The 25,256-nt window shown below is 60.3% G+C and carries 26 protein-coding genes; 23 read left to right on the plus strand and 3 right to left on the minus strand.

Annotated features, from left to right (window positions below; all coding sequences use genetic code 11):
- Positions 1 to 36 precede the first annotated feature (36 nt).
- The 3 genes from ACODS1_RS15840 to flgA form a co-directional block, all read right to left on the minus strand.
- Positions 37 to 504 carry a flagella synthesis protein FlgN gene (locus ACODS1_RS15840; RefSeq protein WP_489086417.1) on the minus strand — a complete coding sequence of 156 codons (468 nt, stop codon included), beginning with the start codon at positions 502 to 504 and terminating at the stop codon, positions 37 to 39.
- A 51-nt stretch (positions 505 to 555) separates the two neighbouring features.
- The gene (gene flgM / locus ACODS1_RS15845; RefSeq protein ID WP_489086418.1) at positions 556 to 897 is read right to left on the minus strand and encodes a flagellar biosynthesis anti-sigma factor FlgM; all 342 of its coding nucleotides are present in this window, start codon (positions 895 to 897) and stop codon (positions 556 to 558) included.
- Positions 898 to 1,028: 131 nt separating this feature from the next.
- The gene (gene flgA / locus ACODS1_RS15850; RefSeq protein WP_489086419.1) at positions 1,029 to 1,790 is read right to left on the minus strand and encodes a flagellar basal body P-ring formation chaperone FlgA; all 762 of its coding nucleotides are present in this window, start codon (positions 1,788 to 1,790) and stop codon (positions 1,029 to 1,031) included.
- A gap of 78 nt (positions 1,791 to 1,868) precedes the next feature.
- Between flgA and ACODS1_RS15855 the strand changes: the two genes are divergently transcribed.
- From ACODS1_RS15855 to ACODS1_RS15965, 23 genes are all read left to right on the plus strand, one after another.
- On the plus strand, positions 1,869 to 2,801 hold the full coding sequence (locus ACODS1_RS15855; RefSeq protein WP_322978295.1) for a chemotaxis protein CheV: 933 nt from the start codon (positions 1,869 to 1,871) through the stop codon (positions 2,799 to 2,801).
- Positions 2,802 to 2,846: 45 nt separating this feature from the next.
- Entirely contained in the window at positions 2,847 to 3,674 is an 828-nt protein-coding gene (cheR, locus tag ACODS1_RS15860; protein ID WP_322978294.1) for a protein-glutamate O-methyltransferase CheR, read from the plus strand.
- Between the two features lie 256 nt (positions 3,675 to 3,930).
- The gene (gene flgB / locus ACODS1_RS15865; RefSeq protein ID WP_489086420.1) at positions 3,931 to 4,338 is read left to right on the plus strand and encodes a flagellar basal body rod protein FlgB; all 408 of its coding nucleotides are present in this window, start codon (positions 3,931 to 3,933) and stop codon (positions 4,336 to 4,338) included.
- A gap of 11 nt (positions 4,339 to 4,349) precedes the next feature.
- Positions 4,350 to 4,793 (plus strand): flagellar basal body rod protein FlgC, encoded by a 444-nt coding sequence (gene flgC / locus ACODS1_RS15870; protein WP_489086421.1) that lies wholly within the window; start codon positions 4,350 to 4,352, stop codon positions 4,791 to 4,793.
- 22 nt (positions 4,794 to 4,815) lie between these two features.
- On the plus strand, positions 4,816 to 5,481 hold the full coding sequence (gene flgD / locus ACODS1_RS15875) for a flagellar hook assembly protein FlgD (RefSeq protein WP_489086422.1): 666 nt from the start codon (positions 4,816 to 4,818) through the stop codon (positions 5,479 to 5,481).
- A 36-nt stretch (positions 5,482 to 5,517) separates the two neighbouring features.
- Entirely contained in the window at positions 5,518 to 6,888 is a 1,371-nt protein-coding gene (gene flgE / locus ACODS1_RS15880; RefSeq protein ID WP_489086423.1) for a flagellar hook protein FlgE, read from the plus strand.
- Between the two features lie 213 nt (positions 6,889 to 7,101).
- Entirely contained in the window at positions 7,102 to 7,842 is a 741-nt protein-coding gene (locus ACODS1_RS15885; RefSeq protein ID WP_489086424.1) for a flagellar basal body rod protein FlgF, read from the plus strand.
- 46 nt (positions 7,843 to 7,888) lie between these two features.
- Positions 7,889 to 8,674 (plus strand): flagellar basal-body rod protein FlgG, encoded by a 786-nt coding sequence (gene flgG / locus ACODS1_RS15890; protein WP_489086425.1) that lies wholly within the window; start codon positions 7,889 to 7,891, stop codon positions 8,672 to 8,674.
- A gap of 39 nt (positions 8,675 to 8,713) precedes the next feature.
- Entirely contained in the window at positions 8,714 to 9,436 is a 723-nt protein-coding gene (flgH, locus tag ACODS1_RS15895) for a flagellar basal body L-ring protein FlgH (RefSeq protein WP_489086426.1), read from the plus strand.
- Between the two features lie 149 nt (positions 9,437 to 9,585).
- The gene (locus ACODS1_RS15900) at positions 9,586 to 10,665 is read left to right on the plus strand and encodes a flagellar basal body P-ring protein FlgI (RefSeq protein WP_489086485.1); all 1,080 of its coding nucleotides are present in this window, start codon (positions 9,586 to 9,588) and stop codon (positions 10,663 to 10,665) included.
- Between the two features lie 10 nt (positions 10,666 to 10,675).
- The gene (gene flgJ / locus ACODS1_RS15905) at positions 10,676 to 11,860 is read left to right on the plus strand and encodes a flagellar assembly peptidoglycan hydrolase FlgJ (RefSeq protein ID WP_489086427.1); all 1,185 of its coding nucleotides are present in this window, start codon (positions 10,676 to 10,678) and stop codon (positions 11,858 to 11,860) included.
- A 9-nt stretch (positions 11,861 to 11,869) separates the two neighbouring features.
- The gene (flgK, locus tag ACODS1_RS15910; protein WP_489086428.1) at positions 11,870 to 13,915 is read left to right on the plus strand and encodes a flagellar hook-associated protein FlgK; all 2,046 of its coding nucleotides are present in this window, start codon (positions 11,870 to 11,872) and stop codon (positions 13,913 to 13,915) included.
- A 67-nt stretch (positions 13,916 to 13,982) separates the two neighbouring features.
- A complete protein-coding gene (locus tag ACODS1_RS15915) occupies positions 13,983 to 15,662 on the plus strand; it encodes a flagellar hook-associated protein 3 (protein ID WP_489086429.1) in 1,680 nt (559 codons plus the stop codon).
- A 492-nt stretch (positions 15,663 to 16,154) separates the two neighbouring features.
- Entirely contained in the window at positions 16,155 to 16,967 is an 813-nt protein-coding gene (locus tag ACODS1_RS15920; protein ID WP_489086430.1) for an NTP transferase domain-containing protein, read from the plus strand.
- Positions 16,964 to 17,362, plus strand: a complete 399-nt coding sequence (locus ACODS1_RS15925) for a hypothetical protein (protein WP_489086431.1) — start codon at positions 16,964 to 16,966, stop codon at positions 17,360 to 17,362. Before ACODS1_RS15920 ends, ACODS1_RS15925 begins: the two co-directional genes overlap by 4 nt.
- A complete protein-coding gene (locus ACODS1_RS15930; protein WP_489086432.1) occupies positions 17,359 to 18,027 on the plus strand; it encodes a phosphocholine cytidylyltransferase family protein in 669 nt (222 codons plus the stop codon). Before ACODS1_RS15925 ends, ACODS1_RS15930 begins: the two co-directional genes overlap by 4 nt.
- Positions 18,024 to 19,274, plus strand: coding sequence for a DUF711 family protein (locus ACODS1_RS15935; RefSeq protein ID WP_489086433.1), 1,251 nt, complete (start codon positions 18,024 to 18,026; stop codon positions 19,272 to 19,274). The genes ACODS1_RS15930 and ACODS1_RS15935 overlap by 4 nt, the downstream gene beginning before the upstream one ends.
- Positions 19,274 to 19,984, plus strand: coding sequence for a class I SAM-dependent methyltransferase (locus ACODS1_RS15940; RefSeq protein WP_442444040.1), 711 nt, complete (start codon positions 19,274 to 19,276; stop codon positions 19,982 to 19,984). The genes ACODS1_RS15935 and ACODS1_RS15940 overlap by 1 nt, the downstream gene beginning before the upstream one ends.
- Before the next feature lie 5 nt (positions 19,985 to 19,989).
- Entirely contained in the window at positions 19,990 to 21,780 is a 1,791-nt protein-coding gene (locus ACODS1_RS15945; protein WP_489086434.1) for a methyltransferase domain-containing protein, read from the plus strand.
- Positions 21,777 to 22,712, plus strand: a complete 936-nt coding sequence (locus tag ACODS1_RS15950; protein ID WP_489086435.1) for an ATP-grasp domain-containing protein — start codon at positions 21,777 to 21,779, stop codon at positions 22,710 to 22,712. Before ACODS1_RS15945 ends, ACODS1_RS15950 begins: the two co-directional genes overlap by 4 nt.
- Positions 22,709 to 23,350, plus strand: a complete 642-nt coding sequence (locus ACODS1_RS15955) for an HAD family hydrolase (protein WP_489086436.1) — start codon at positions 22,709 to 22,711, stop codon at positions 23,348 to 23,350. The genes ACODS1_RS15950 and ACODS1_RS15955 overlap by 4 nt, the downstream gene beginning before the upstream one ends.
- Entirely contained in the window at positions 23,347 to 24,108 is a 762-nt protein-coding gene (locus tag ACODS1_RS15960; protein ID WP_489086437.1) for a class I SAM-dependent methyltransferase, read from the plus strand. The genes ACODS1_RS15955 and ACODS1_RS15960 overlap by 4 nt, the downstream gene beginning before the upstream one ends.
- Before the next feature lie 10 nt (positions 24,109 to 24,118).
- Positions 24,119 to 25,255: a DegT/DnrJ/EryC1/StrS family aminotransferase gene (locus ACODS1_RS15965; protein ID WP_489086438.1), complete on the plus strand. Its 1,137-nt coding sequence runs from the start codon at positions 24,119 to 24,121 to the stop codon at positions 25,253 to 25,255.
- Position 25,256: the final 1 nt, after the last annotated feature.

Consider the following 25,256-nt stretch of genomic DNA (forward strand, 5'->3'; position numbering starts at 1 on the left):
GTGCCCGCATATACCTGTGCTTTTATTGTTGGGTGCTCAGGCCTGGCTGAGCGGTCGGTGCTGCGCGATTCTAGCGGCACCGCCACGACTGTCATAGAGCCCTGGTGTTTCACCGCCGCGCAGGATACCCAGCAGGTTGCTGACAGTCGCCTTGTTGGCGCGAATCAGGCGGCCGTTGCGCAGGTTGGCGTCCTGGCAGCGTTGCAGCAGTGCAGACAGCTCTTCGCTGCGGGCGAGCAACTCGGCACCAATCGTGGAGCGAGCGGCTAGGGCGGTCAGTCCTTCGCGATCAGCGCTCAAGCCTGCAGAACGCAGCAACTGGCTACGTTCATTACCGTGCTGCTGGAGTTGAGCCAGGAGGGGGTGTTTGTCGCCCAGGAGCTTGTCAAGGCGAGTTAGATCGCGTTCACCGAGCGCCTGAAATTCGGCGTCGATCAGCTCAAGAAGGTGCTCGGCGGTGCCGATATCGGAAGTGAACAGGTGCAGCAGGGAAATATCGTGCATGGCGGGCTCTTGGGGGTCGGGCGTCCAACACCCCCAGCGCAGCCCTCAGGACTAGCGCTGGGATTCGAAGTCGAGCAGTTTCTGGGCGACGCGCTTGCTGTCGACCTGGTAGCTGCCATCGGCGATGGCTTGTTTCAGTTGATTCACTCGATCTTTGTTGACGATCGGCTGGTCACGCAGCTTCTCGCTGATCTTCTGCATTTGCTGTGCTTCATTGCTCAGCTGGACGGATTCACCGCTTTTGGCCGGGGTTTGCGCTTCTGTGCCCTTGGCGCTGGCAGATGCTGGAGTCGACTGTAGGGCCTCGTTGCGGTTGCCAGTCTGAGTCGAGCCGGTACGCCCCGCGTTGGCGGGCGTAGTGGCGTTGTTCAGCCGGTTGAAGTCGATGACCATGATGCAGAACCTCGGACGATATGGTGGACGCTTGCCAAGCTTTCGGCCGGTGCCGGAAAAACTTTAGAAAAAAGTCAGCGTCGTTTGACAGTGTAGAAAATCGCCAGCCTTTTGCGCTACAAGAAACATGCCTACATTGCGACCTCGACCTGTCCAGTTCCTGTCACTCTAGCTCTTATCACTCGCTGCGAGCGCAGATTCCGCACCTGGATCTGCTCGCCAGGAGCCCCATCGGAGAGGGCTTCACCGGGCATGCGTACGCTCACTCTACTGCTACGGGCACTGATAACCACTTGATCGCCCTTGCGAACCACTTCGACGATCTGCAGGTAGTTGGGGGCGAGTACTTGCTTGCTGGCCAGCTGACGCGTCAATTTTTTGCCGATGGCCTGATCGGGATCGGTGAGGAAGCCCTGATTGAGTTGACCGACATCTTGCTCTATCAAGCTAACATCCGATGCGCCTATTACGCTCATGCGCTGCATTGGGCGAGTGAGAATCAGAACCTCGCGATACAGGCGTACCTCGCCCGGCACGAAAACCGTCCAGGGCGTACTGCCGTCACAGCGCACCCGGGTTGTCACTCTGCCGATGGGGTGCGCTGGGCTTTCCAGGCGCACGCTCAGGGCTTGGTCGCATTCCGGCAGACGTAGGCGCGGGTCGAGTCGATTGATATTGACCTCATGGCGGCCCTGGATTTCGCTACGCTGTAAATATTCCACGACTGCCTGCTCAAGAAAGGACTCGGCGGCGCCGATAAGCTCATCAGTAGTCGTGACGGCCGCAGCTGCACTGCTGCAGCTATAGCCGATCAAAGGCAAAGCGAGTAAAACGGGCAGGGCGCTGAGGCATTTTGCCAGTAGCTGACGGGATGATGACGTTATTGGCTTCATGAGCTTTGACGTAGCAAGCCCCGTGCCGCCTGCTAGGCTAATCAGAGTTAGCGTTACTTGACGAAAAGGAGTCCGGGCATGGCCGGGTTACTGGATTCGGTTAACCAGCGTACACAGCTGGTGGGGCAAAACCGCTTGGAGTTGTTGCTGTTCCGCCTGGATGGCCCTCAGCTGTACGGGATCAACGTATTCAAGGTGAAGGAGGTGCTGCAGTGCCCCAACCTCACCATCATGCCCAAATCCAACGCGGTGGTGCGTGGCGTGGCCAACATCCGTGGCGGCACCATCCCGATTCTCGATCTGGCCATTGCCACCGGCCGGGCGCCGCTGGACAACATCAAGACCAGCTTCGTGATCATCACCGAGTACAACACCAAGGTGCAGGGCTTCCTGGTGCGCTCGGTCGAGCGCATCGTCAACATGAACTGGGAAGAGATCCATCCGCCACCCAAGGGTACCGGCCGTGACCATTACCTGACTGCCGTGACCCGCCTGGATCAGCAGTTGGTGGAAATCATCGACGTGGAGAAGATCCTGGCCGAAGTCGCGCCCACGTCAGAGGTGATTTCCGCAGGGGTGATCGACGAGCACGTACAGAGTCGCGCGGTGTCCAAGCGCGTGCTGATCGTCGATGACTCCTCGGTGGCACGCAAGCAGGTCTCGCGTTGCCTGGATAGTGTCGGCGTCGAGGTTATCGCGCTCAACGATGGGCGTGAGGCGCTCGATTACCTCAAGGCCATGGCCAATGAAGGCAAGCACCCTGATAAGGAGTTGTTGATGATCATCTCCGACATCGAGATGCCGGAGATGGACGGCTACACCCTGACCACGGAGATTCGTGCTGATTCCCGCATGCAGAAGTTGCACATACTCCTGCATACTTCGCTCTCGGGTGTGTTCAACCAGGCAATGGTGAAGAAGGTCGGTGCCGATGACTTCCTCGCCAAGTTCAAGCCGGATGATCTGGCATCTCGCGTGGTCGAGCGTATCCGGGCAGCGGATGAGGGCTAAGAAGGCGACTTCTTGGCGAACGTTATGGTTGGTGAGGCGGCACTAGTGTCTTCAGGTAATTTGGATTTCGAGCAGTTCCGGACATTCCTGGAAAAGGCCTGCGGTATCTTGCTTGGCAGTAACAAGCAGTATCTGGTCTCCAGCCGTCTGAACAAGCTGATGGAACAGAACGGCATCAAGACCCTGGGCGAGCTGGTGCAGCGCATGCAGAGCCAGCCGCGCGGGGGGCTGCGCGAGCAGGTGGTCGATGCCATGACGACGAACGAGACGCTGTGGTTTCGTGACACCTACCCGTTCGAGGTGCTCAAGGGCCGGGTTTTGCCTGAGCTGATCAAGGCTTACCCGGCTCAGCGCCTGCGCATCTGGTCGGCTGCCTGCTCGTCCGGGCAGGAGCCGTACTCGTTGTCCATGTCGATCGATGAGTTCGAGCGCAGCAATCTGGGTCAACTGAAGGCCGGTGTGCAGATCGTTGCCACCGATCTGTCGCCGTCGATGCTGACCAACTGCAAGTCGGGTGAGTACGACAGTCTGGCGATGGGCCGAGGCTTGTCGCAGGAGCGCTTGCAGCGCTACTTCGATCCTCGTGGGCCGGGGCGCTGGCAGGTCAAGCCGGCGATCAAGAGCCGGGTGGAGTTCCGCCCGTTGAACCTGCTGGACAGCTATGCCGCCCTGGGCAAGTTCGACATCGTGTTCTGCCGTAACGTGCTGATCTACTTCTCCGCCGAGGTGAAGAAGGACATCCTGACGCGCATTCATGCCACCCTGAAGCCCGGAGGCTATCTGTTCCTCGGGGCATCCGAGGCGCTCAACGGCCTGCCGGACAAGTACCAGATGGTTCAGTGCAGTCCGGGGATCATCTACAAGGCCAAATGATGGCCTGATTCTCCAGAACGGGAGGCTTCGGCCTCCCGTTTTGCTTTGTGGCGAGACCAGTCCCTAAGAGGGGCAAGGCATCGCTGAGCGTTTGCCGCTTGTTTGCCACCGGCGGTAAAGCCTTGCCGCTTTGCCTGATTTTCTGCTCTTTATTAAATCTAAGTGTTTGATTTTATTGAGTTTAAATACTTGGCACAGCCTTTGCTAAATATCTCGCGACAGCGATCAGATGCCCTCAGCGGCAAAGGTTCAGAACATGAGCATCAATTTCGGCAGCGCCCTCGGCATTCATGAAAAGGCACTCGGTTTCCGCGCTCAGCGCGCCGAAGTGCTGGCCAACAACATCGCCAACGCCGATACGCCCAACTACAAGGCGCGGGATCTGGATTTTGCCAGTGTCCTGGCTGCCGAGAGCTCGCGCCAGCAGCGCGGCCCGGTCTCCCTGAACCGTACCGACAGCCGCCACATTGCCGCCGATGGCGTGCCTAGCGGTGAAGCCGAGTTGCCCTATCGCACGCCGTTCCAGGCGTCGCTGGATCAGAACACCGTGGATCTGCAAATCGAGCAATCCAACTATGCCGAGAACGCCGTGCAGTTCCAGGCCAGCTTCACCTTCCTCAATAGCAAATTCAAAGGGCTGACCGCGGCCCTGCGCGGCGAATAAGGAGCCAGACCATGTCCCTTGCCAGTGTTTTCAACATTGCCGGAACCGGCATGAGCGCGCAGAGCACGCGTCTGAACACCATCTCCAGCAACATCGCCAACGCCGAAACCGTCTCTTCGAGCATCGATCAGACCTACCGCGCGCGTCATCCGGTGTTCGCCACCGTGTTCCAGCAGGCACAGGGCGGTGATCGTGGCTCGCTGTTCGCGGAGCAGGACGAGGCCGGGCGTGGTGTGGAGGTGCTGGGTGTGGTCGAGGATCAGAGCAGCCTCGTGCCGCGCTACGAGCCGGATCACCCGATGGCCAATGCCGATGGTTATGTCTATTACCCGAACGTCAACGTTGTCGAGGAGATGGCCGACATGATTTCCGCCAGCCGTGCCTTCCAGACCAACGTGGAAATGATGAACACCGCCAAACAAATGCTGCAGCGCGTGCTGACCCTGGGTCAGTAAGCCAAGACGAGGAACACAGGCCATGAGCACCGTAAGCGGCACTAGCTCGGTACTGGATCAGTACCAGATCAAACAGGACACCACCAAAAGCAAGGATCTTGGCAAGAACGAGTTCCTCAACCTGTTGGTGGCACAACTCAACAACCAGAACCCGCTGGAGCCTCAGGGCAATGGCGAGTTCATCGCCCAATTGGCGCAATTCAGCAGTCTGGAAGGGATCCAGCAGCTGAACTCCAGCGTGAGCTCGATGATGTCCAACTTCCAGTCCTCGCAAGCGTTGCAGGCTTCTTCGCTGGTAGGGCGCAAGGTCATCGTCCAGGGCGAGAAGGCCGTGGTCGATACCAGCGAGAGCTTCAAAGGCAGTGTGGTGGTGCCGGTGAGCAGCAAAAACGTCTACGTCAACGTCTACGACAACGCTGGTGCTTTGGTGACCCGCGTCAACCTGGGCGAGCAGTCTGCCGGCAGCTCCAGCTTCATCTGGGATGGCAAGGATGACGCCGGCAAGGTCATGCCGCCCGGCACATACAAGTTCGAGGCGCATGCCACTTACGGTACAGAAACCAAAGGGCTTTACACCCTGTTGCCGGCCAACGTCGACAGCGTCGCGCTAGGCGGCAAGGAACTGATGCTCAACCTTGCCGGGCTTGGCAGCGTTCCGTTGTCCCAAGTGCAGATCATCGGCCAGTAATTATTGCCGCCGGCCATTCCGGCAAAGGAGTTTTCCATGTCGTTCAATATCGGTCTTAGCGGTCTGCGTGCTGCGACCAATGATCTCAACGTCACCGGCAACAATATTTCCAACGCAGGTACTGCAGGCTTCAAGCAGTCGCGTGCCGAGTTCGCCGATGTCTATGCCTCTTCGGTGCTGGGCACCGGCAAGAACCCGCGTGGCAGTGGTGTACTGTTGGCCGATGTGTCGCAGCTGTTCAACCAGGGCAACATCAACTACACGCAGAATGCCCTCGATCTGGCGATCAACGGCAACGGCTTCTTCATGACCAGTAACAACGGCAGCATGAGCTATACCCGTGCCGGTTATTTCGGTACCGACCGTGACGGCTACATCGTCAACAACTTCGGCTATCGCCTGCAGGGGTATTCGGCCGATGCGTCCGGCAACATCCTGCCGATCCAGAGCGATCTGCGTATCAATGCCGGCCAGCAGGAGCCAAAGGCGACCACTTCGGTCACGCAGTCGATCAACCTCAACTCCAATGCTGTACGTCCGGCCAATGCCGGCACCATGGCGGCGCCAACCTTCGATCCGAGCGATTCGAAGTCCTTCAACTGGTCGACCTCCACCAATATCTACGATGCGCAGGGTAATGCGCACGTCATGTCGCAGTACTTCGTGAAGAACGAGGCACCGGCCAACAATGGCTGGGTCATGCACGTGTTGATCGACGGTGTTAACCCGCGTGATCCGACCAGCACTCAGCCATTCAGCTATTCGATGAATTACGACGCGGCTGGCCAGCTCGCCAACCCTGCGCTGACACCTATTGCCAGTACGCCTGCGAATCCGGCGCTGGATGCTCCGGCCATTCCGGCAACCGCGCCCAATGGCACTTTCGCCCTGGCTGCCGCCGACTGGGTGCCGGCGGAGAAGGATCCGGCCAACCCGGGCGCGTTGGTGCCCAACGGGGCAAACAGTGCTGCCTTTACCTTCGACATGCGCGGCTCGACGCAGTATGCCGCTGCGTTCGGTGTCAACAGCGTCAGCCAGGACGGCTACACCACCGGTCAGCTGGCGGGTTTGGAAATCGACGATACCGGGGTGATCTTTGCCCGCTATACCAATGGTCAGTCGAAGATTCAGGGGCAGGTGTTGATGGCCAACTTCGCCAACGTGCAGGGGCTGACCCCCAACGGCAAGACGGAGTGGGTGCAGTCGTTCGAGTCGGGGGAGCCGGTGATCGGTACGCCGCGCAGCAGTACCTTGGGCGCCCTGCAGGCCGGCGCTCTGGAGGATTCCAACGTGGAAATCTCCGACCAGTTGGTGAATCTGATCGTGGCTCAGCGCAACTACCAGGCCAACGCCAAGACCATCGAAACCGAGAGCGCCATCACCCAGACCATCATCAACCTGCGCTGAGGCGCGGTCTGGCTGAAAAGAGCGGCAAGCCTGGCTTGCCGCTTTGTCGTTTCAGGGCCGGCAAAAGTTCGCCGCATGGCATCTTGCTAGCTTCATGTGATTTATAAAAAATCTTTTAAATCAGTATCTTGAAGATGTTATTCGGGAGTGGCACGGCGCTTGCTGTAAAGCTTGCAAAGAGCCAAGGGCATGTCGCCCACTCGGAGAGATTCCATGGACAAGATGCTGTACGTCTCCATGACAGGTGCGCAGAACAACACCTTGGGGCTGCGCGCCCACGCCAACAACCTGGCCAACGTCTCGACGACGGGATTCCGTCGAGATTTTGAACAGGCCCGTTCCATGCCGTTGTTCGGCGAGACCTTTCCGGCCCGCGTGTTCGCCATGAGCGAGCGGCCTGCCACTGATTTTCGTCCGGGCTCGTTGCAGGAAACCGGGCGTGACATGGATGTAGCCGTAGGTGGTAAGGGCTGGATCGCCGTGCAGGCGCCGGATGGTAGTGAGGCCTATGTACGTACTGCCAGTCTGAATATTGACGCACTTGGCATGCTGCGTACCGGCAACGGTTTGCCGGTGATGGGCAATGCGGGGCCAATTGCCGTGCCGCCTGAACAGAAGGTGGAGATCGGTCAGGACGGCACCATCAGCATCCGCGCCTTGGGCGAGGCTCCAAACACGCTGGCCGAGGTCGACCGCATCAAGCTGGTCAATCCTGATCCCAAGCAGATGGAGAAGGGCACCGATGGCATGATCCGGGTCAAGGGCCAACCTCAGGTCGAGCCTGACGCCACTGTGACGCTGACCTCTGGTTTCCTCGAGTCAAGCAACGTCAACGCCGTCGAGGAGATGACCTCGATCCTCGCTCTGTCTCGCCAGTTCGAACTCTCGGTGAAGATGATGCGTACCGCTGAAGACAACGCTTCATCCATGGCTCGGGTTTTGCAACTTAGCTAATTACCAGCACGCGGCGCCGTAAAATTGGCGTCCGAGGAGAAACGATATGCTTCCGGCACTGTGGGTCAGCAAGACCGGTCTGTCCGCCCAGGACATGAACCTGACCACCATTTCCAACAACCTGGCCAACGTGGCGACCACCGGCTTCAAGCGCGACCGTGCGGAGTTCGAGGATCTGCTGTATCAGATTCGTCGCCAGCCTGGCGGTCAGTCCACGCAGGACAGCCAACTGCCGTCCGGTCTGCAGCTCGGTACCGGTGTGCGGGTGGTGGGCACGCAGAAGATATTCACCGCCGGCAGCCTGCAGACGACCGAGCAGCCGCTGGATCTGGCCGTCAACGGTCGAGGCTTCTTCCAGATACTGATGCCCAATGGCGATGTCGGCTATACCCGCGACGGCAGCTTTCATCTCAATTCCGATGGTCAGATCGTCACTTCGCAGGGCTTCCCGCTGGAGCCGGCCATCGTGCTGCCAGCTGAGGTGCGCACCTTCACCGTGGGGGAGGATGGCACGGCCTCCGTGACCACCGCTGGCAACCCGCAACCGCAGGTCATCGGCAACATTCAGTTGGCCGACTTCGTCAACTCCGCTGGCCTTGAAGCCATCGGCAACAACCTGTTCCTGGAAACCGGCGCCAGTGGTGCGCCACAGGTCGGCGCACCAGGCCTCAATGGCCTGGGTACCACCCTGCAGAACACCCTGGAGAACTCCAACGTCAGCGTGGTTGAAGAGCTGGTGAACATGATCACCACCCAGCGCGCTTATGAAATGAACTCCAAGGTGATTTCCACCGCCGATCAGATGCTGTCGTTCGTGACGCAGAACCTCTGATCCCCAGAGCCAGACTAGTTACACCGTGAGGTAGAGGTTATGAACCGGCAATTGATCTGTTTCCCCCTGTTGGCGAGCGTGCTGCTGAGCAGCGGCTGCGTGGCGCCAACAGCCAAGCCGGACGATCCCTATTACGCCCCCGTGCTGCCGCGTACGCCGCTGCCGGCTGCGCAGAACAACGGGTCGATCTACCAGGCCGGTTTTGAGAACGGCCTCTACGACGACCGCAAGGCCTTTCGCGTAGGCGACATCATCACCATCACGCTCAACGAGCGCACCCAGGCCAGCAAGAACGCCAATAGCACCCTGAAGAAGGATGGCAGTGGCACGCTGGGTGTTCCCAACCTTTTCGGTATGGTGCCTTCCCCGGATAACCCGCTGCGTAGCGTCGATGCCTTGGGCATGACCAACGACAATCTGAGCCTGAGCGCCAGTTGGGACTCCAAGCGGGCCAATACCGGTTCCGGCCAGGCGGGGCAGAGCAATAGCCTCTCCGGCTCGATCACCGTAACCGTCGCTGAAGTGCTGCCCAACGGCATCCTCGCCGTGCGCGGCGAGAAGTGGATGACCCTCAATACAGGTGACGAGCTGGTACGTATTTCCGGCCTGGTGCGCGCCGATGATATCGCCACCGACAATACGGTGGCCTCGACCCGGATCGCCGATGCACGGATTACCTACTCCGGCACGGGTGCCTTCGCCGATGCCAGCCAGCCGGGCTGGTTGAGTCGCTTCTTCATCAGCCCGCTGTGGCCGTTCTGAGCAGGAGAGACGACATGACATCCTGGATCAGCGTTCTGCGCCCTGCGGCCCGTGAGAGCAAGCCGCATCATTCATGCCGCCAGCAGTTCGCCGCTGCCCATCGTGGCTACCGGCGGCGTGGCGCCAACGACTGGCTGCTGTTGGTAACCATGCTGATGTGCCTGCTGCTGAGCCTGCCGACTCAGGCCGAGCGCTTGAAGGATCTGGCTTCCATCCAGGGTGTGCGCAGCAACCAACTGATCGGCTACGGCCTGGTGGTCGGCCTCAACGGCACGGGTGACCAGACCACCCAGACGCCATTCACCGTGCAGACCTTCAACAACATGATGGCGCAGTTCGGTATCAAGGTGCCGGCCGGTGGCAACGTGCAGTTGAAGAACGTCGCAGCGGTGTCGGTGCATGCCGATCTGCCAGCGTTCGCCAAGCCAGGTCAGGCCATCGATATCACCATCTCCTCCATTGGTAACGCCAAGAGCCTGCGTGGCGGCAGCCTGCTGATGACGCCGCTGAAGGGGATCGACGGCAACGTATACGCCATTGCCCAGGGCAACCTGGTGGTGGGCGGCTTCGACGCCAGCGGCGCCGATGGCTCGCGCATCACCGTCAACGTGCCGTCGGCCGGTCGCATTCCCGGTGGTGCCACGGTCGAGCGACCGGTACCCAGTGGCTTCGATCAGGGCAACACCCTGACGTTGAACCTCAACCGTCCAGACTTCACCACAGCGAAGAACATCGTCGATCAGATCAATGACCTGCTCGGCCCAGGTGTGGCCCAGGCTATCGATGGCGGATCGATCCGCGTCAGCGCGCCGCTCGACCCCAATCAGCGCGTCGATTATCTGTCGATTCTCGAGAACCTCCAGGTCGAGGCCGGCAAGGCGGTGGCCAAGGTCATCATTAATTCGCGCACCGGTACCATCGTCATTGGCCAGGACGTCAAGGTGCAGCCAGCGGCCGTGACCCACGGCAGTCTGACCGTGACCATCACCGAAGACCCCATCGTCAGCCAGCCCGATGCTCTCTCCGGCGGCCAGACTGCCGTAGTGCCGCGCTCGCGCGTTGGTGCCGAGGAAGAAAAGAAACCGATGTTCAAGTTCGGCCCTGGCACCAGCCTCGACGAGATCGTGCGCGCGGTCAACCAGGTCGGCGCGTCACCGTCCGATCTCATGGCCATCCTGGAGGCGCTCAAGCAAGCCGGCGCCTTGCAGGCTGATCTGATCGTGATTTGAGGAGCGGATCATGGACTCTCGCCTGAATGCCGGCCTGGTCGGTGCCAAGACGCCGATCGACAGCGGCTCGTTCAACGATCTCAATCGCCTCAACCAGTTCAAGGTGGGCGGCGACAGCGAGCAGAACATCCGCAAGGTCGCCAAGGAGTTCGAGTCGCTGTTCGTCAACGAGATGCTCAAGGCCATGCGTTCGGCCAACGCCGTGTTCAGCGAAGGCAACTTCATGAACAGCAACGAGAGCAAGACCTATCAGGACATGTATGACCAGCAACTGGCCGTGACCTTGTCCAATGAAGGTCGCGGTATTGGCCTGGCCGATGTCATGGCACGGCAGATGTCCAAGCTCAAACAGCACTCTGATCGTCCCAACCCTTTTGCTCAGGTCGAGCAGTCGCATGATGTGCAGGCGGCTGGCAAGCGTATCGGCGAGGACACTTCAGGCTTCCGCGAAACCGACGATGTGGCGGCGCTCAATCGTCGGCGCCTGGCTCTACCGGGCAAGCTCACCGATCGCCTGTTGGCCGGCATCGTGCCAGCGACCGAAACAGACGGCGGCAAGGCGCTGGCGGGCAACGACTGGATCACTCCGCAATCGTCGAACAAAGGCACGGACAAGCCCTTGAGCCTGACCGACAGCGACGCCATCAGCGGTCGTCGTATTGCTCAGCCGCCGCTGGCTCCGGCCAAAGCGGCCTTCGCTTCGCCTGAGGAATTCGTCGCCACCATGTTGCCGATGGCTGAGGCGGCAGCCGAGAAGATCGGCGTCGATCCCCGTTATCTGGTGGCGCAGGCCGCGCTGGAGACCGGCTGGGGCAAATCGATCATCCGTACCCGCGATGGCGACAGCAGCCACAACCTGTTTGGCATCAAATCCCATGGTGGCTGGGAAGGGGATTCTGCTCGGGTGCTGACCACCGAGTACAAGGGCGGCAAGGCGGTCAAGGAAGCGGCCAACTTCCGTACCTACGAGTCCTACGCGCACAGCTTCGATGACTACGTGAGCTTCCTGCAGGGCAATGGGCGCTACGAGAAGGCGCTGAACGTCACCGAAAACCCGGAGCGCTTCGTCAAGGAGTTGCAGCAGGCCGGTTACGCCACGGATCCGCAGTATGCGCGCAAGATTTCGCAGATCGCTCGCAAGATGCAGACCTATCAAGCCATTGCCGCCGCTGACGGCAGCACCACACGGATTTGAGGCTGAATCATGGCTGACCTGTTGAACATAGGCCTGTCTGGGCTTTCGGCGAACAAGACGTCGCTATCCGTTACCGGCCACAACATCGTTAACGTCAATACACCGGGGTTTTCGCGCCAGGAGTCCGTGCAGAGCACGCGCGTTCCGCAGTTCAGCGGTGCCGGTTACATCGGTTCGGGCACCACCCTGAATGATGTACGTCGTATCTACAACGAATTCCTCACCACCCAGGTGCGCAGTAGCACGGCGCTCAACAGCGATACGCAGGCTTATCTCAGCCAGATCAATCAGCTCGATTCGCTGCTGGCGGGTAGTAACACCGGCGTCAACCCGGGGCTGCAAAAGCTGTTCAGTGCCCTGCAGACCGCTGCCGAGGATCCGGCCAACATTCCGGCCCGGCAGCTCGCGCTGTCGGAAGCCGAGGGCCTGGCCAAGCGCTTTAACACCGTCTACGACCGCCTGTACGAACAGAACACCTTTATCAACAAGCAGCTTTCTGCGGTGACCGACCAGGTCAACCAACTGGCGACTTCCATTGCCGGTTACAACGATGCCATCGCCGTGGCCTCGGCGAACGGCCGCGCTCCCAACGACCTGCTCGATGCGCGCGAAGAGGCTGTGCGCAAGCTGTCGGAGTTCATCGGCGTTAGCGTCGTGCCGCAGGATGACAACAGCTATAACCTGTTCATCGGTTCCGGGCAGCCGCTGGTCGTGGGCAGCACCGCAGCCCGTCTGGCCATCACCCCGGGGCAGGCTGATCCGCTGCGCAGCGAAATTCAGTTCATCAGTGGCAATTCACAGCAGAACGTCAGTTCGCTGATCACTGGTGGCGAAATGGGAGGTCTGCTGCGCTATCGCCAGGACGTTCTTGATACGGCCATGAACTCGGTGGGGCGTCTGGCTCTGTCGGTCGCCGACCAGATCAACAGCCAGTTGGGGCAGGGCCTGGATCTCAACGGTCAGTTCGGCAACGAGCTGTTCCGTCCGCTCAACGATCCCTTGCTGCTCAGCCAGCGCAGCCTGGCGCGATCCGGCAACAGTGATCCGTTAGCCAACCTCAACGTCAACATCACCGATACCACTCGGCTGTCTACCAGCGATTACGAAGTGCAGTTCACCAGCGCCACCGAATATGTGGTGCGGCGTAGCTCCGACGGCACGCTGTTTCCGGCAAGTCCTGCGACCTACGACATCACCACCGTGCCGGCACCGGAAATCGATGGCTTCTCTCTTGGCGTGGCCAGCGGCACCTTCGCCGCTGGTGATCGCTTCCTGGTGATGCCGACCCGTAATGCCGGGCGTGACATCCGGGCGGACATGAAGAACCCGGAAGAGCTGGCGTTCGCCGCACCGCTGAAGGCTGAGACCAGCCCGGCCAATATTGGTACCGGCAAGATTACCCAGCCGACGCTGGCAACCCGCATCGATATCTACGATCCGGCGGCACAGGCAGATCTGGAGACCAGCCTGCGCAACGCGCCGCCCCTGCGTATCGTGATGGGCGCGGCGGGTGGCGCCACGCAGAGCTACAACGTGGTCGACATTAACGGCAACGTACTCGATACCGGCAGCATCGTACCGGGTCAGGACAATGCCCTGACCCTCAGCGTGCCAGCCAATCCGCCAGCGGTGCCTTCCGCTTTCGACTATCAGGTGACCATCAGCGGGCGGCCTTCAGCAGGCGACAATTTTTCGGTCTCGTTCAATACCAATGGCGTGTCGGATAACCGTAACGCACTGAAACTGGCTGACCTGCAGAAAAAGTCGGTGATCGGTATCAACCCGGCCGCGCCAACCACCACCGGCTCGACCTTCTCCGATGCGTATGGCGATCTGGTCGAGCGGGTCGGCACGCTGACCAGTCAGGCCCGCGTCGACGGCGAGGCGACCAGCGCCATTCTCAAGCAGGCGACCGACAACCGTGACTCGGTGTCGGGGGTGAACCTCGATGAGGAAGCGGCCAAGCTGATCCAGTTCGAGCAGTACTACCAGGCCTCCGCGCAGATCATTCAAGTTGCGCGTAGCCTGTTCGATACCCTGATCAATACATTCTGATAATCATCCTCCCGTTCACGGAGGATGCAGCCTGGACACTTAACAGGCACTGCAAGAGGCAAGTCCCATGGTCATGCGCATTTCGTCCCTTCAGGCATTCAACAACGGCGTTAGCGGGCTGGGGCGTAACTATTCCAACGTGATTCGCACGCAAGAGCAAATCAGCAGCGGCAACCGCATTCTTACACCTGCCGACGATCCAGTCGCCTCGGTGCGCCTGCTGCAGCTGGAACAGCAGCAATCGGTGCTCAAGCAGTACAAGGACAATCTGACTGCCGCGAAGAACAGCCTGAGCCAGGAAGAGACCACGCTCGACTCGGTCAATACCGTGCTGCAACGGGTGCGTGAGCTGGCCGTTCAGGCTGGTGGCGGGGCGCTATCATCGGCTGATCGCAATTCCATCGCCCAGGAGCTGTCCGAGCGTGAGGCCGAGTTGCTCAATCTGATGAACAGCCGCAATGCGCGTGGTGAGTACCTTTTCGCAGGCAACCTGGGCAAGACCGAACCGTTCGTGCGTAACCCGGATGGCACCTACTCCTATTTCGGCGATGAGGGGCAGCGCAGCCTGCAGGTCGCCAGCTCGACCAACGTGGCAATCAACGACAATGGTAAGCGGTTGTTCGAAGACGTCACCAATGCCAACCGGGTGGCCAACAGTGATGGAGTGAATAACCCGGCGCTGCCTTCGCCGCCCTTGCCGGCGACAACCATTCCTGCGGTGTCGGCGGCTGAGCAACGGGTGTTCATTTCTCCCGGACTGGTGGAGGACAACCGTGCCTTCAATAGCGACTTTCGTAACGGTGAGCCTTATTCCCTGGCCTTCGTCAGTGGTAAGGAGTTCCGCATCTACGATGCTTCCGGGGCCGACGTGACCTCGGAAATTCCCGGTGGTGGCAAGATCGATCCGTTGGTCAGTGGCGGCAATACCATCAATTTCCGTGGCATGCGCTTTCAGCTCGACGTGGCGCTCAAGGAGGGCGACAACGCCCTCGACCTCGACAATCTGCTGGCGGATACGGCTACGCCGGGCAGCCCGGGGATTGGCACGCACAGCTTCACGCTGCAATCCGCACCGACCGAGTTTGCCGTGACACGCGCATCCACCAACGCTTCGGCGGCAGTGGTGGCAGGCGGTACCATCGTCAACCAGGCTACTTTCGATGGTCAGTTTCCCACCTCGGGCGTAGTGGTGCGTTTTACCGACGACACCAACTACGAGGTATACGCCCAGCCCGTCGGCCCCAACAGTACGGTGTTGACCACTGGCACGGCGGCTGGCCCGTATCCGTCGACTTTCAACGTCTATGGTGTGGACTTCACCCTGTCCGGCCCGGCCAGCGCTGCCGGAGGGGATGAGTTCGGCGTGCAGCCGCAATTCCAGGAACAGCGCAGCATCCTCAACACCATCTCGCGCCTGCGCCAATCGCTGGAGTCGTCACCCACTTCGCCGGCCGGTAACCTTGCCGTGCGCAACGAAGTGGCCATCGCCCTGAAGAACCTCGACAACGGCATGGCCAACGTTGACGAGGTACACACCGCAATCGGCGCCCGCCTGGGCATGATCGAGACCACTGGTGTCGACAACGAGGACGTTACTCTGGTTAACAAATCCGTGCAGGCTGAATTGCGCGAACTGGACTACGCAGAAGCGTTGTCGCGTCTGTCGTTCCAGACCATCATTCTCGAGGCCGCGCAGCAGAGCTACGTGAAGATCGCTGGGCTGAACCTGTTCAATCAACTGCGCTGAGCTTTTGCGCCGCTGCTGTAAGGCGGGTTGCCAGTCTCGTTTCGGCTTGGTGTCATTGCTCGCGCGCCTCTAACAACGACCGTGGTTTTGGCTTTCTGCGGCGCTCTAGCTCCTGCAGCCATTCAGTCGTGCGTTACCATCGCGGCGTCAGAACCAGGCTCGTGCGCGAGTCAGAGCTAGGCGCCTCCATCAGAGTACTCATTTGTACGCCGTAAAACCGAATGCGTGCCCGGCGCGTGTTTCGCCTGTTCTGGCGGAAACGGCCATCGGTACCGCGCGGGCTTCCTCGCCCTCGTTTTTAGGCGTTCCCCTGATGGCTGCCAGCGTGCTCGAATTTTCTGCTCATTGCCCTGCATGACTCGGTAAATTCCCGTTCATTGTTCTGTTGCTATGGAGTTGGCCGATCTTTTGCTCATACTTCATCAAAGTGTCGGAAAACTGGCTCCGCCCGTGAGGCCGCACTTTGCCCCATTACTTGAAACTGGTTCGATCATGCTCAAGAACGATACCGCGCCTCCTGGCGTGATCCTGCTGTCCGCCGGGCGTGGCAGCCGTATGCTGCCCTTGACCGACGGCATCCCCAAGAGCTTGCTGCCCATAGGGGATCGCCTGGTGCTGGACTGGCTGATCGAAGCCGTCATGGCGCGCACTTGCGGTGAGATCGTGGTGGTGACTGGCTATGGTGAAGAGAGGGTCGTGGCACATCTGCGTAAGCGCTTCGCTTCGCAGATCACCACGGTGCGCAATGATCGCTACGAGCAGGATGTGAACATTCTGTCAGTGGAGCTCGGGGTTAGTGCCTTGCGCCATCCCGAACGGGGTTATCTCATCGTGGAAACCGATCTGCTGCTGGATGAATCGGCCTGGGATCAGGTGTTCGAGGTCATAGGGGCAAACGAAGGGCTGTCATGCTGGGTTTGCCATGGGGTATATGGCCCACAACTGACTGGCGGTATCGTCCATGCTGATGCAGGCGGGCGCATCGATGCCGTGGATTACCAGCCTGCCCACTCAGCGGAGTATGACGGTTGGCCGAAGATGGTCGGGCTGTTGCTGGTCGCTCCCGAGCAGGTGGAGGAAGATCGCCGTCTGCGTCGAGCTGCCATCGAGCAGAGTATCGCTCAGTACTATCTGATGCCCTGGCGGGAAGGGATTGCGTCGTTGCCTTGTAGGGTATTACAACTTACCGACGCGTTTGCACGATCGTTCAATACGGCGGTTGAATATCAGCGGGCTTGCGCGAGTTTTCTGGCGACTCGTCATGGCAGCCTGGACAACATTGACAATAAGGTGGTCAGCGAGTGAATAGCGCAGCGGAGATAGTTAGGGTTCCCGTCGAGAGCCTGCGTCACATCGAAGGCTTCAGTGCCAAGCGGGTCGATTGGCTCGTGCGCAAGATCCTCAGCGAAGGAGTGTGGAACAAACCTTTGGCGCTCGACGACGAACACGACCTGGTACTTGACGGCCAGCATCGCATGGAAGCAGCCAAACGCATCGGCCTGAAGTGGGTGCCGGCCGTGCGTTACCGCTATGCCGAGGTGGATGTCTGGAGTCTGCGGCCTAACCACAGCTTCGATTGGCAACTGGTCACCCAACGTGCCCTGGCTGGTACGCCTTATCCCTACAAAACCGTCAAGCATCGTTTCCCGGGTGATGGCTTGCCTGCTTGTCATTTTCAACTCGATGAGATGATGCAATGAAGAGTGTTTCCAGGGCGATCATTCTCGCGGCGGGCAAGAGCCTGCAACTTGATGGCGAAAGCAAGGCCTTGATTCGCCATCCTGCTACCGGACGCACCATCCTCGACTACGCCATCGAGGCCTTCGCGGGCAAGCGTATCACCGTGGTCGTGGGCTTTCGCGCCATCCAGATCATGCAGGCATACCCACAGCTCGACTTCGTGCATAACCCGGAGTGGGCGTTGACCAATAACGCCATGAGTCTCGGCCTGGCGCTCCGTGACGAGCCTTGCTACGTGGTGTCCGGCGATATCTTCCTGGAACGTTCGTTGATCGACAGGCTCGACGCGGAGGCGGGTGACCTGGTGCTCACCTCCGACCGCGAGAAACGCAGCCTCTCGGCCATCCACTGCGTACTGGATGATGCTGGCGAAGTGGTCGAAACCTACCAGGGCCCCGTGCGGAGCATGAAGCATCCGGAGTCCGTGGGCCTGTTCAAGGTGTCTTCACCGGAGGTGCTGCGCATGTGGCAGCGGCGTTGCATCGAGCACGCCAACCTGTTCGCCGGTCAGTTGCTACCGTGCGACAGCGCGCCTATCAAAGCCGTACCCCTGCAGGGCGAGCTGTACTACGAAGTGAATACGCCGACCGATTATCTGGAATTGATCGAGGCGACACGCTCATGATTCGTTCGCTGACCATAGGTGTGCCGATCTTCGATCGGCCCAAGCCGGAGCTGGTCGAACAGCTCGGTCGCTTGCGCCGTGAGGCCGATGCCTTGAGCGCAGAGCAGGCGATCGAACTGCGTACGGTGCGCCTGACCCTGCCACCGCCGCAGGTCGACGCCGAGGTAGCACCGGGTGTGCTGCGTTCGGTCGTCGAGAGCGTGCGTGAACTCGCCGACGTCGCGGGTGCCCGCTGGTACTGCATGCCGCTCGATCTGTTCATCGCGCAGGGGCGCCAGGCATTGCTCGATGAAGCGCAGGCTCTGGTGCTGCGTGACAACAAGTTGTTCCTCAACCTGATCGTCGCCACGCCCGAGGCCATCTCTATGGAGGGGGCAGAGGCGGCCAGCCGCTTCGTTCTGGGTTTGGCACGGCGCAGTAACAATGGCATCGACAACTTCCGCGTCGGAGTTTCGGCGGCCTGTCCGGCCGCCACGCCATTCTTTCCCTTCTCCCGCCATGAGGGGGATGAGCTGGCATTCAGCATCGCCATGGAGACCACCGCCATCGCCCTGACGCTGGCGCAAGAGGCGCGTAATCAGCGCCTGTCTCTGCAAAATCTACAGGATCGCCTGATCGCTGCACTGGCCGAGGAAATGCAGCGTGTCGATGCCTTCGGCCGTGAGCTGGAACAGCGAACGGGCATTGCCTACCGTGGCCTGGATGGTTCGCTGGCGCCATTCCCAGATGGCGAGACCTCGGTGGCCCGGCTCGTAGAGCTGCTGGGGCCGACGCCGGTGGGTAGCCTGGGTAGCATCTTCATTACCAGCGTGCTGACCGATGCGCTGAAACTCGCGGCGCACAAGGCGCAGGCACGTACCGTCGGTTTCAATGGCGTGATGTATTCGGTACTGGAGGACAACGGCCTGACCGAGGCCAACAACCTGCGTGCCCTGAGCCTGGAGAAGCTGGCCGCGTTGTCCACCGTCTGCGGCTGTGGCATCGACATGGTGCCTGTACCTGCGACGATGTTCGGCGAAGACCTGAGTGCCCTGATCCTCGACATCGCTGCACTCGCCGTGCGCTTGCGCAAGCCGTTGGGGGTGCGCTTGCTGCCGATTCCCAATCGGGCTGTCAATGAATACACCCAGTTGAACCTCGATTTCCTGTGCGATAGCCGGGTCATGGATCCGGGCATCAGCGCTTCCAAACCCATTCTGTGCGAGCCGGTCTGGCGCTATGCGGCCGAGCGTCTGAAGGAGCAGTGATGATAGATCCGGACAAGGTTCGACAGTTCTGGGAGCAACGCGCCGGCGACTATGGTCGCTTGCAATGGGAGTCTGTAGCCAATCTCGAGCAGGACGAGGAGAAGCTCAAGCTCAAGATTCGCGAAGAGACGGCCAAGGTCACCGCGTGGTTACCGCCCCTGCAAGGGCGATCCGTGCTGGATCTGGGGTCAGGTGTCGGACAATGGAGCTTGCGCTTCTGCCAGTGGGGAGCGGCCCGTGTGGTGGCGGTGGAATACGTCGAGGAACTGGGGCGCATTGCCAGTAGCCAGGCGCAACGTCAGGGCATCGACAATATCGAATTCGTGACCTGTTCCGCCGAGGCCTTCGACACTGACGAACGCTTCGATTTGCTGTTCATCTCCGGCCTCTTTCTTTATCTCAACGATCAGCAGTTAGCGGCACTCATCGCGAAGTTGCCGCGTCTGTTGCGCCCTGATGGTGTGGTCATGCTGCGTGACTCGGTGGGCATTCAGGGGCGCTACGAAATACACGATCGCTATTCGGAGCATCTCGGCAGTAACTATTCGGCGATCTATCGCACGCGTGATTTCTTCGTTGATGCCTTTGCCCAGCACGGGATGTTGCTGGAGCAGGATGAGCACGTCTTCCCCGAGGGGCACCCGCTCAACAAATATCCGGAAACCCGTTTGCACCTGTTTCTGTTTCGCGGCCCCGAGGCTTTGGAGTGATGCACATGAGTAAGCAAGGCAGCGGAGCGCTGGCCCGAAAGTTCTGGGAGAAGGCCGATTACTCGAAACTGGCTGCCAAGGAAATGTACGACCGCCAACATGTCGTACTGCGCCAGCACGTATTGCCCTGTTTGAAGCCGCAGGGACGCCTGCTCGATATCGGTTGCTCCGACGGTGAGTTCACCGAAGTGCTCGGGCGAGATTGCAGCGAGGGGTTGGGGCTCGATCTGTCGGCGCCCCTGATCGCCAAGGCACAGGCGCGCCGCACCGCGCATCCGCACCTGCGTTTCCAGGTGGGTGATGCCGTGCGCTTGGAGTTGGAGCCCATCTACGACACCGTATCGATCATGGGCATGCTGACCTACCTGGTCGATGACGGCGAATTCGCGCAGGCGCTGGATGCCGCCACGAGCGCGCTCAAACCGGGCGGCTATCTGGTGCTCAAGGATTCGGTACGCCTGGACGGTCAGGGCCATCTTTATCACAACGACGGTGCCTACGAGGCCCTGTACCGGGATGAGGAGGCTTATCTCGCGACCTTTGCCCAGAGGGGCATGCAACTGGTTCGGCGTATCCCTATCGTGATCAGCCAGGCACAGGATCAGGCCAGTGTTGTCTATCTGATGCGCAAGCCGGAATATGACGCCCTGCCGGAACGTCGAGCCGCTACCCGGCTCGCCATTTTCCTGCAGGCTCCCGAAGCCTGGGCCAATGTTCGCACGATCTGGCAGGCAGCACTGGCAGACGACAATGCCGAGGCGCTGGTGGTGCTGATGCCGTTCTTCCATGACTCCTACGAATGGCGCAGATCCAAGGTCGAGCAGTACCTGCACGACGAGGGCGTTCCGTTCATCGCCTGGGATCGTCTCGACCTGGCGCAAGCGCAGATCGATGCCGTCATCTACACCTCGCCCTACGACGATACCCGGCCTGCCGAATATCGATTCGAGGCGGTGCGTCCTCTGGTTCGTTCGATCAGTTATGTTCCGTACGGTATCGAGATCGGTGGCGGTAGCTTCGATCTCGCCTTGCAGTACGGACAACCGGTGGCGAAAGCCTCGGATGTCGTCTTTGCTCGCTCGCAGCGACTCAAGGACATGTACCTGCGGCACTGCCCTACGGGCGATCGTCATGTCGTGGTGTCGGGCTATCCGCGCTTCGATGAACTGGCCGACCTGGCAGCGTTCGAGATCGATCCGCAGTTGTTGGCGCAAGTGGGCAACCGCATCCCCGTGCTGTGGAATACCCATTTTTCCTTCGATCAGGAGCAGTGGTCCACGTTCGATATCCTGGGCAGCGACATCATCGCCCTGTTCGCCAATCATCCGCGTCTGGCCTTGCTGTTCAGACCGCACCCCTTGTTGTGGATGCGCATGAAGTCCGTGCTGGGTTTCAGCGATGCCGATATTCAGGCATTGAAGGCCGAGCTGCATCGGCTTGGCATCATCGTCGACGAACGTGCGGATCACCGCCATGTGTTTGCCTGCAGCCATGCGCTGATCAGCGACATCGGCTCGTTCCTCATGGATTACCTGCTGACCGGAAAGCCCGTGTTGTATCTCAATAATCCCCATGGCATGGGACTGAACGAGGAGGGCGAGGATCTGGTCAGCCTGTTCCCGAAAGCCGAGTCGATGGAGGCCGTGAAGCAGTTCATCGAAGCGCTCGAACGGGGTGAGGATGCGGGTAAGGAGCATCGAATGGCGGCGATTCCCAGGTTCGCAGAGCAACAGGATGGGCATGTCGGGGCGCGCATATACGAGCACATCAAATCCACACTGGCAGCCGCTCGATGAACCTGAGCGTGCTGATAACCGCCGCCGGCACGGGAACCGGTTACGCCTATGCGTTGGCGCAATCACGCTGGTTTCCCCAGGTTGCCTTGTTCACGGCCGACACCAACCCTGCGGAGCTGGTCAGCGCGTCGCTGTTCTCCCGGCAGCACCTGGTGTTGCCTGGTAGTGACTCGGCCGATTATTTCGAGCGGCTGGAGTCCGCCCTGCAGGCCCATGCCATCGATGCCTATGTACCTTTGATCGATAGCGAGGTCGCCGTAGCGGCGGCCAGGCGCGGGCAGTTGAGTGCCAGGGTGGCCTGCAATGGCGTCGATTTCTGTAACGCGGCACTGGCCAAGAGCCGTTATGGCGATTGGCTGGACGTGGACGGCGTGCTGACGCCCCGGCTTTTGGAGGCGCACGCCTTGCCGGCGTCCGGGCGTGTCGTGGCCAAGCGTGACGGTGGGTTTGGTGGCCGAGCCACACATGTCCTGGACGATGCCGGTCAGGCTGCGCCTTTTCTCCGTGAGGGCTGGAGTTTTTACGAGCACATCGACGGCAGTGAGTTCACCGTGGACTGCTTTCCCTGGGGTAGCCAGGTGCTGACGTCCGTGCGCCAACGCCTGGAAGTGAAGTCCGGTGTATGCAGCAAGGCGCGGATAGTGCGTGATCCCTTGCTGGACAAGCTGGCCATGTTCTTCGTGGCGCGTTTTTCCTTGAGCGAGCCGTTCTGCTTTCAGACCCGATTGGCTGGCGGTGTGCATTACCTGATCGACATCAACCCGCGCCTCGGCGCCGGCACCGCCATGAGTGCATTGAACGGAACCGACTTTTTCGCCGCCCACCTTGCCGCGCTGTCGGGTGAGGATCCACAGCGATTCTTGCGCCCTCGTTTCAGCGAGTGTGTGGTGACCCGTCAGTACACCGAATACCTGATGGACGCCAGCGAATGAGGATTGGTCTGGATCTGGACGGCACGCTCATCAGTTGCCGTGAGCGGCAGATGACCTTGCTTGGCCTGCTGGCCAAGGCATGCCGGCTGGTGCTGGACGTTCCCGCGTGCTGGGCGCTCAAGCGCGAAGGGCTGAGCAACCGCGCGGCGTTGGTGCGCCTCGGCGCGCGCGCCGAGCAGGCAGAGCGAGTGGCCTCCTTGTGGGAGCAGGGGATCGAGGACTTCCACTGGTTGAGACACGACCAGCTATTGCCCGGTGTGCCGGAGCGTTTGCGGCAATGGCGTGAGGCGGGTCATTCATTGCACTTGATTTCCGCCCGCCGTAATCCGGTGAGTGCGGCCATGCAGCTCCGCTACCTGGGCCTGGACGACTTTGCCAGCGTGGATTTCGTCGATCCCTTCCTGGCCAATGGCAAGCGCCAAGTGCTCGAGCGGGTTTGCCCGGAGGTATACATCGGCGATACCGAGCGCGACTACATCTGTGCCCGAGAAACCGGCGTCCTGCCGCTGCTGCTTTGCTCTGGCCTGCGTAGCCGTGCCTACCTCGAACAGACTTGCGCGAGCTGCGTGGTCGATGGTTTGGCGCAGATCGAATTACCCTTGCATGAAGCCGTGAGGCCTGGAGATAAATCCCGATGACTTATCAGCGAACTCAGCGTGAATTCACTGCACGCAAGGAAGAAGAACTCGCCGCGGGGGATGAGCTCAATGCTTTGTTGGCCCGCAGCCTGCCTGAACTGGGGCGCAAATGGGATAACCACCTGCCGGTGTTTCTGAGCGCGCCGTCCCTGGCACGTATCCTCTGGCTGGATTTCATCTACCGACAGGCCATCGAAGTGCCGGGGCGGGTAGTCGAGTTCGGCAGCCAATGGGGGGCGAGTCTCAATATCCTGATGTTGCTCAAGATGATCCACGAGCCCTGGAATGCGGGGCGTCAGATCCTTTCCTTTTCCACGTTCGACCAGGGGTTCGTATCGGTGGACAGCAAGGATGGCCCGGATGCACAGGTGGGGGATTACGCAGTGAGCCAGGGCTGGCAACAGGCCCTCGAGCAGATTCTGCAAACCCATGCGGCACGTAGCCCGATTGGCGCCCGAGAAAATTTCCGGATCGTCGAGGGCGATGTGCGCGAAACCTTCCCACGCTGGCTGGAAGAAAACCCCGAAGCCCTGATCTCCCACGCGCACTTTGACATGGATGTCTACGAACCGACGCGGGATATGCTGCGCCTGGTTCTGCCACGTATGCCCAAGGGGGCCATCCTGGTGTTCGATGAGTTGAACTGTCCTTCCTTTCCGGGTGAAACGCAGGCCGTGATGGAGGTGTTGGGCATACAGGGCCTGGCACTGCGCAAGAGTTCTTATCAGCCCTATTCTGCGTACTGCGTGATCGAGTGAGGCGCCGGGGATGATTCCATTTCTGGATTTGCAGGCGCTCAATCAGCGCTTCGAGGATGAGTTCCAGGCGGCTTTCAAGCGGGTACTGGCCGGTGGCTGGTTCATCCAGGGAGAAGAGTGCCGGGCCTTCGAGGCCGATTTCGCCAGCTATTGCGGCGTCGAGCAGGCCATCGGGGTCGGCAACGGGTTGGATGCCCTGGTGCTGATTCTGCGAGCACTGCTGGAAGTGGGGCGTCTGCAACCCGGCGACGAAGTATTGGTACCGGGAAATACCTTCATCGCCACTGCCTTGGCGGTGAGCGCCAGTGGCCTGCGCATTCGCCTGGTCGAGCCGGAGCTCTCTCGCTACAACCTCGACCCACAAGCAGTCGAGGCGGCGATCGGGGAGCGTACTCGGGCCATTCTCGCGGTGCATCTTTATGGTCGCCTGGCCGATATGACGGCACTTACCGAAATAGCCCAGCGCCATGGCTTGTTGTTGCTGGAGGATGCTGCGCAGGCACATGGTGCGCGTCTTGGGGCACGCAAGGCCGGTGCTTGGGGTGTGGCGGCGGGGTTCAGTCTGTTTCCCGGCAAACCCTTGGGCGCGCTGGGTGATGGCGGCGTCGTGACCACCCATGACGCGGAACTGGCAGCCGTGATGCGCTCACTGCAGAACTATGGCTCGACCATCAAGTATCAACACGATCGTAAAGGCGGCAACTCACGCCTGGATGAGCTGCAGGCAGCCTTTCTGCGTATCAAGCTCAGGCACCTGGATGCCGATAACCAGGCACGACAGGCGATCGCCCAGCGTTATCGTCAAGGTTTGGATCCTGACTTGTTCGCGCTGCCGAACATGCTGGCCGAGGAGGAGGTGCATGCCTGGCACCTCTATGTGCTGCGCAGTGGCAACAGAGCGGCCTTGCAAACGCATCTTGCGCAAGCCGGTGTGCAGACGCTGATCCATTATCCGACGCCGATCCATCGGCAGGCAGCCTATGGCGAACTTGCCGGCTTGAGCCTGCCAGTGACGGAAATGCTCAGTGAGCAGGTGCTCAGCTTACCGATCTATCCAGGGTTATCGGCTGCGCAGGTCGACCACGTGATCGAGGCTTGCAACAGCTTCGCCGCAACCCATCCGAATTCTTCTGCACGGGAGCACTGAC

This window comes from Pseudomonas sp. FG29, from assembly GCF_057809355.1.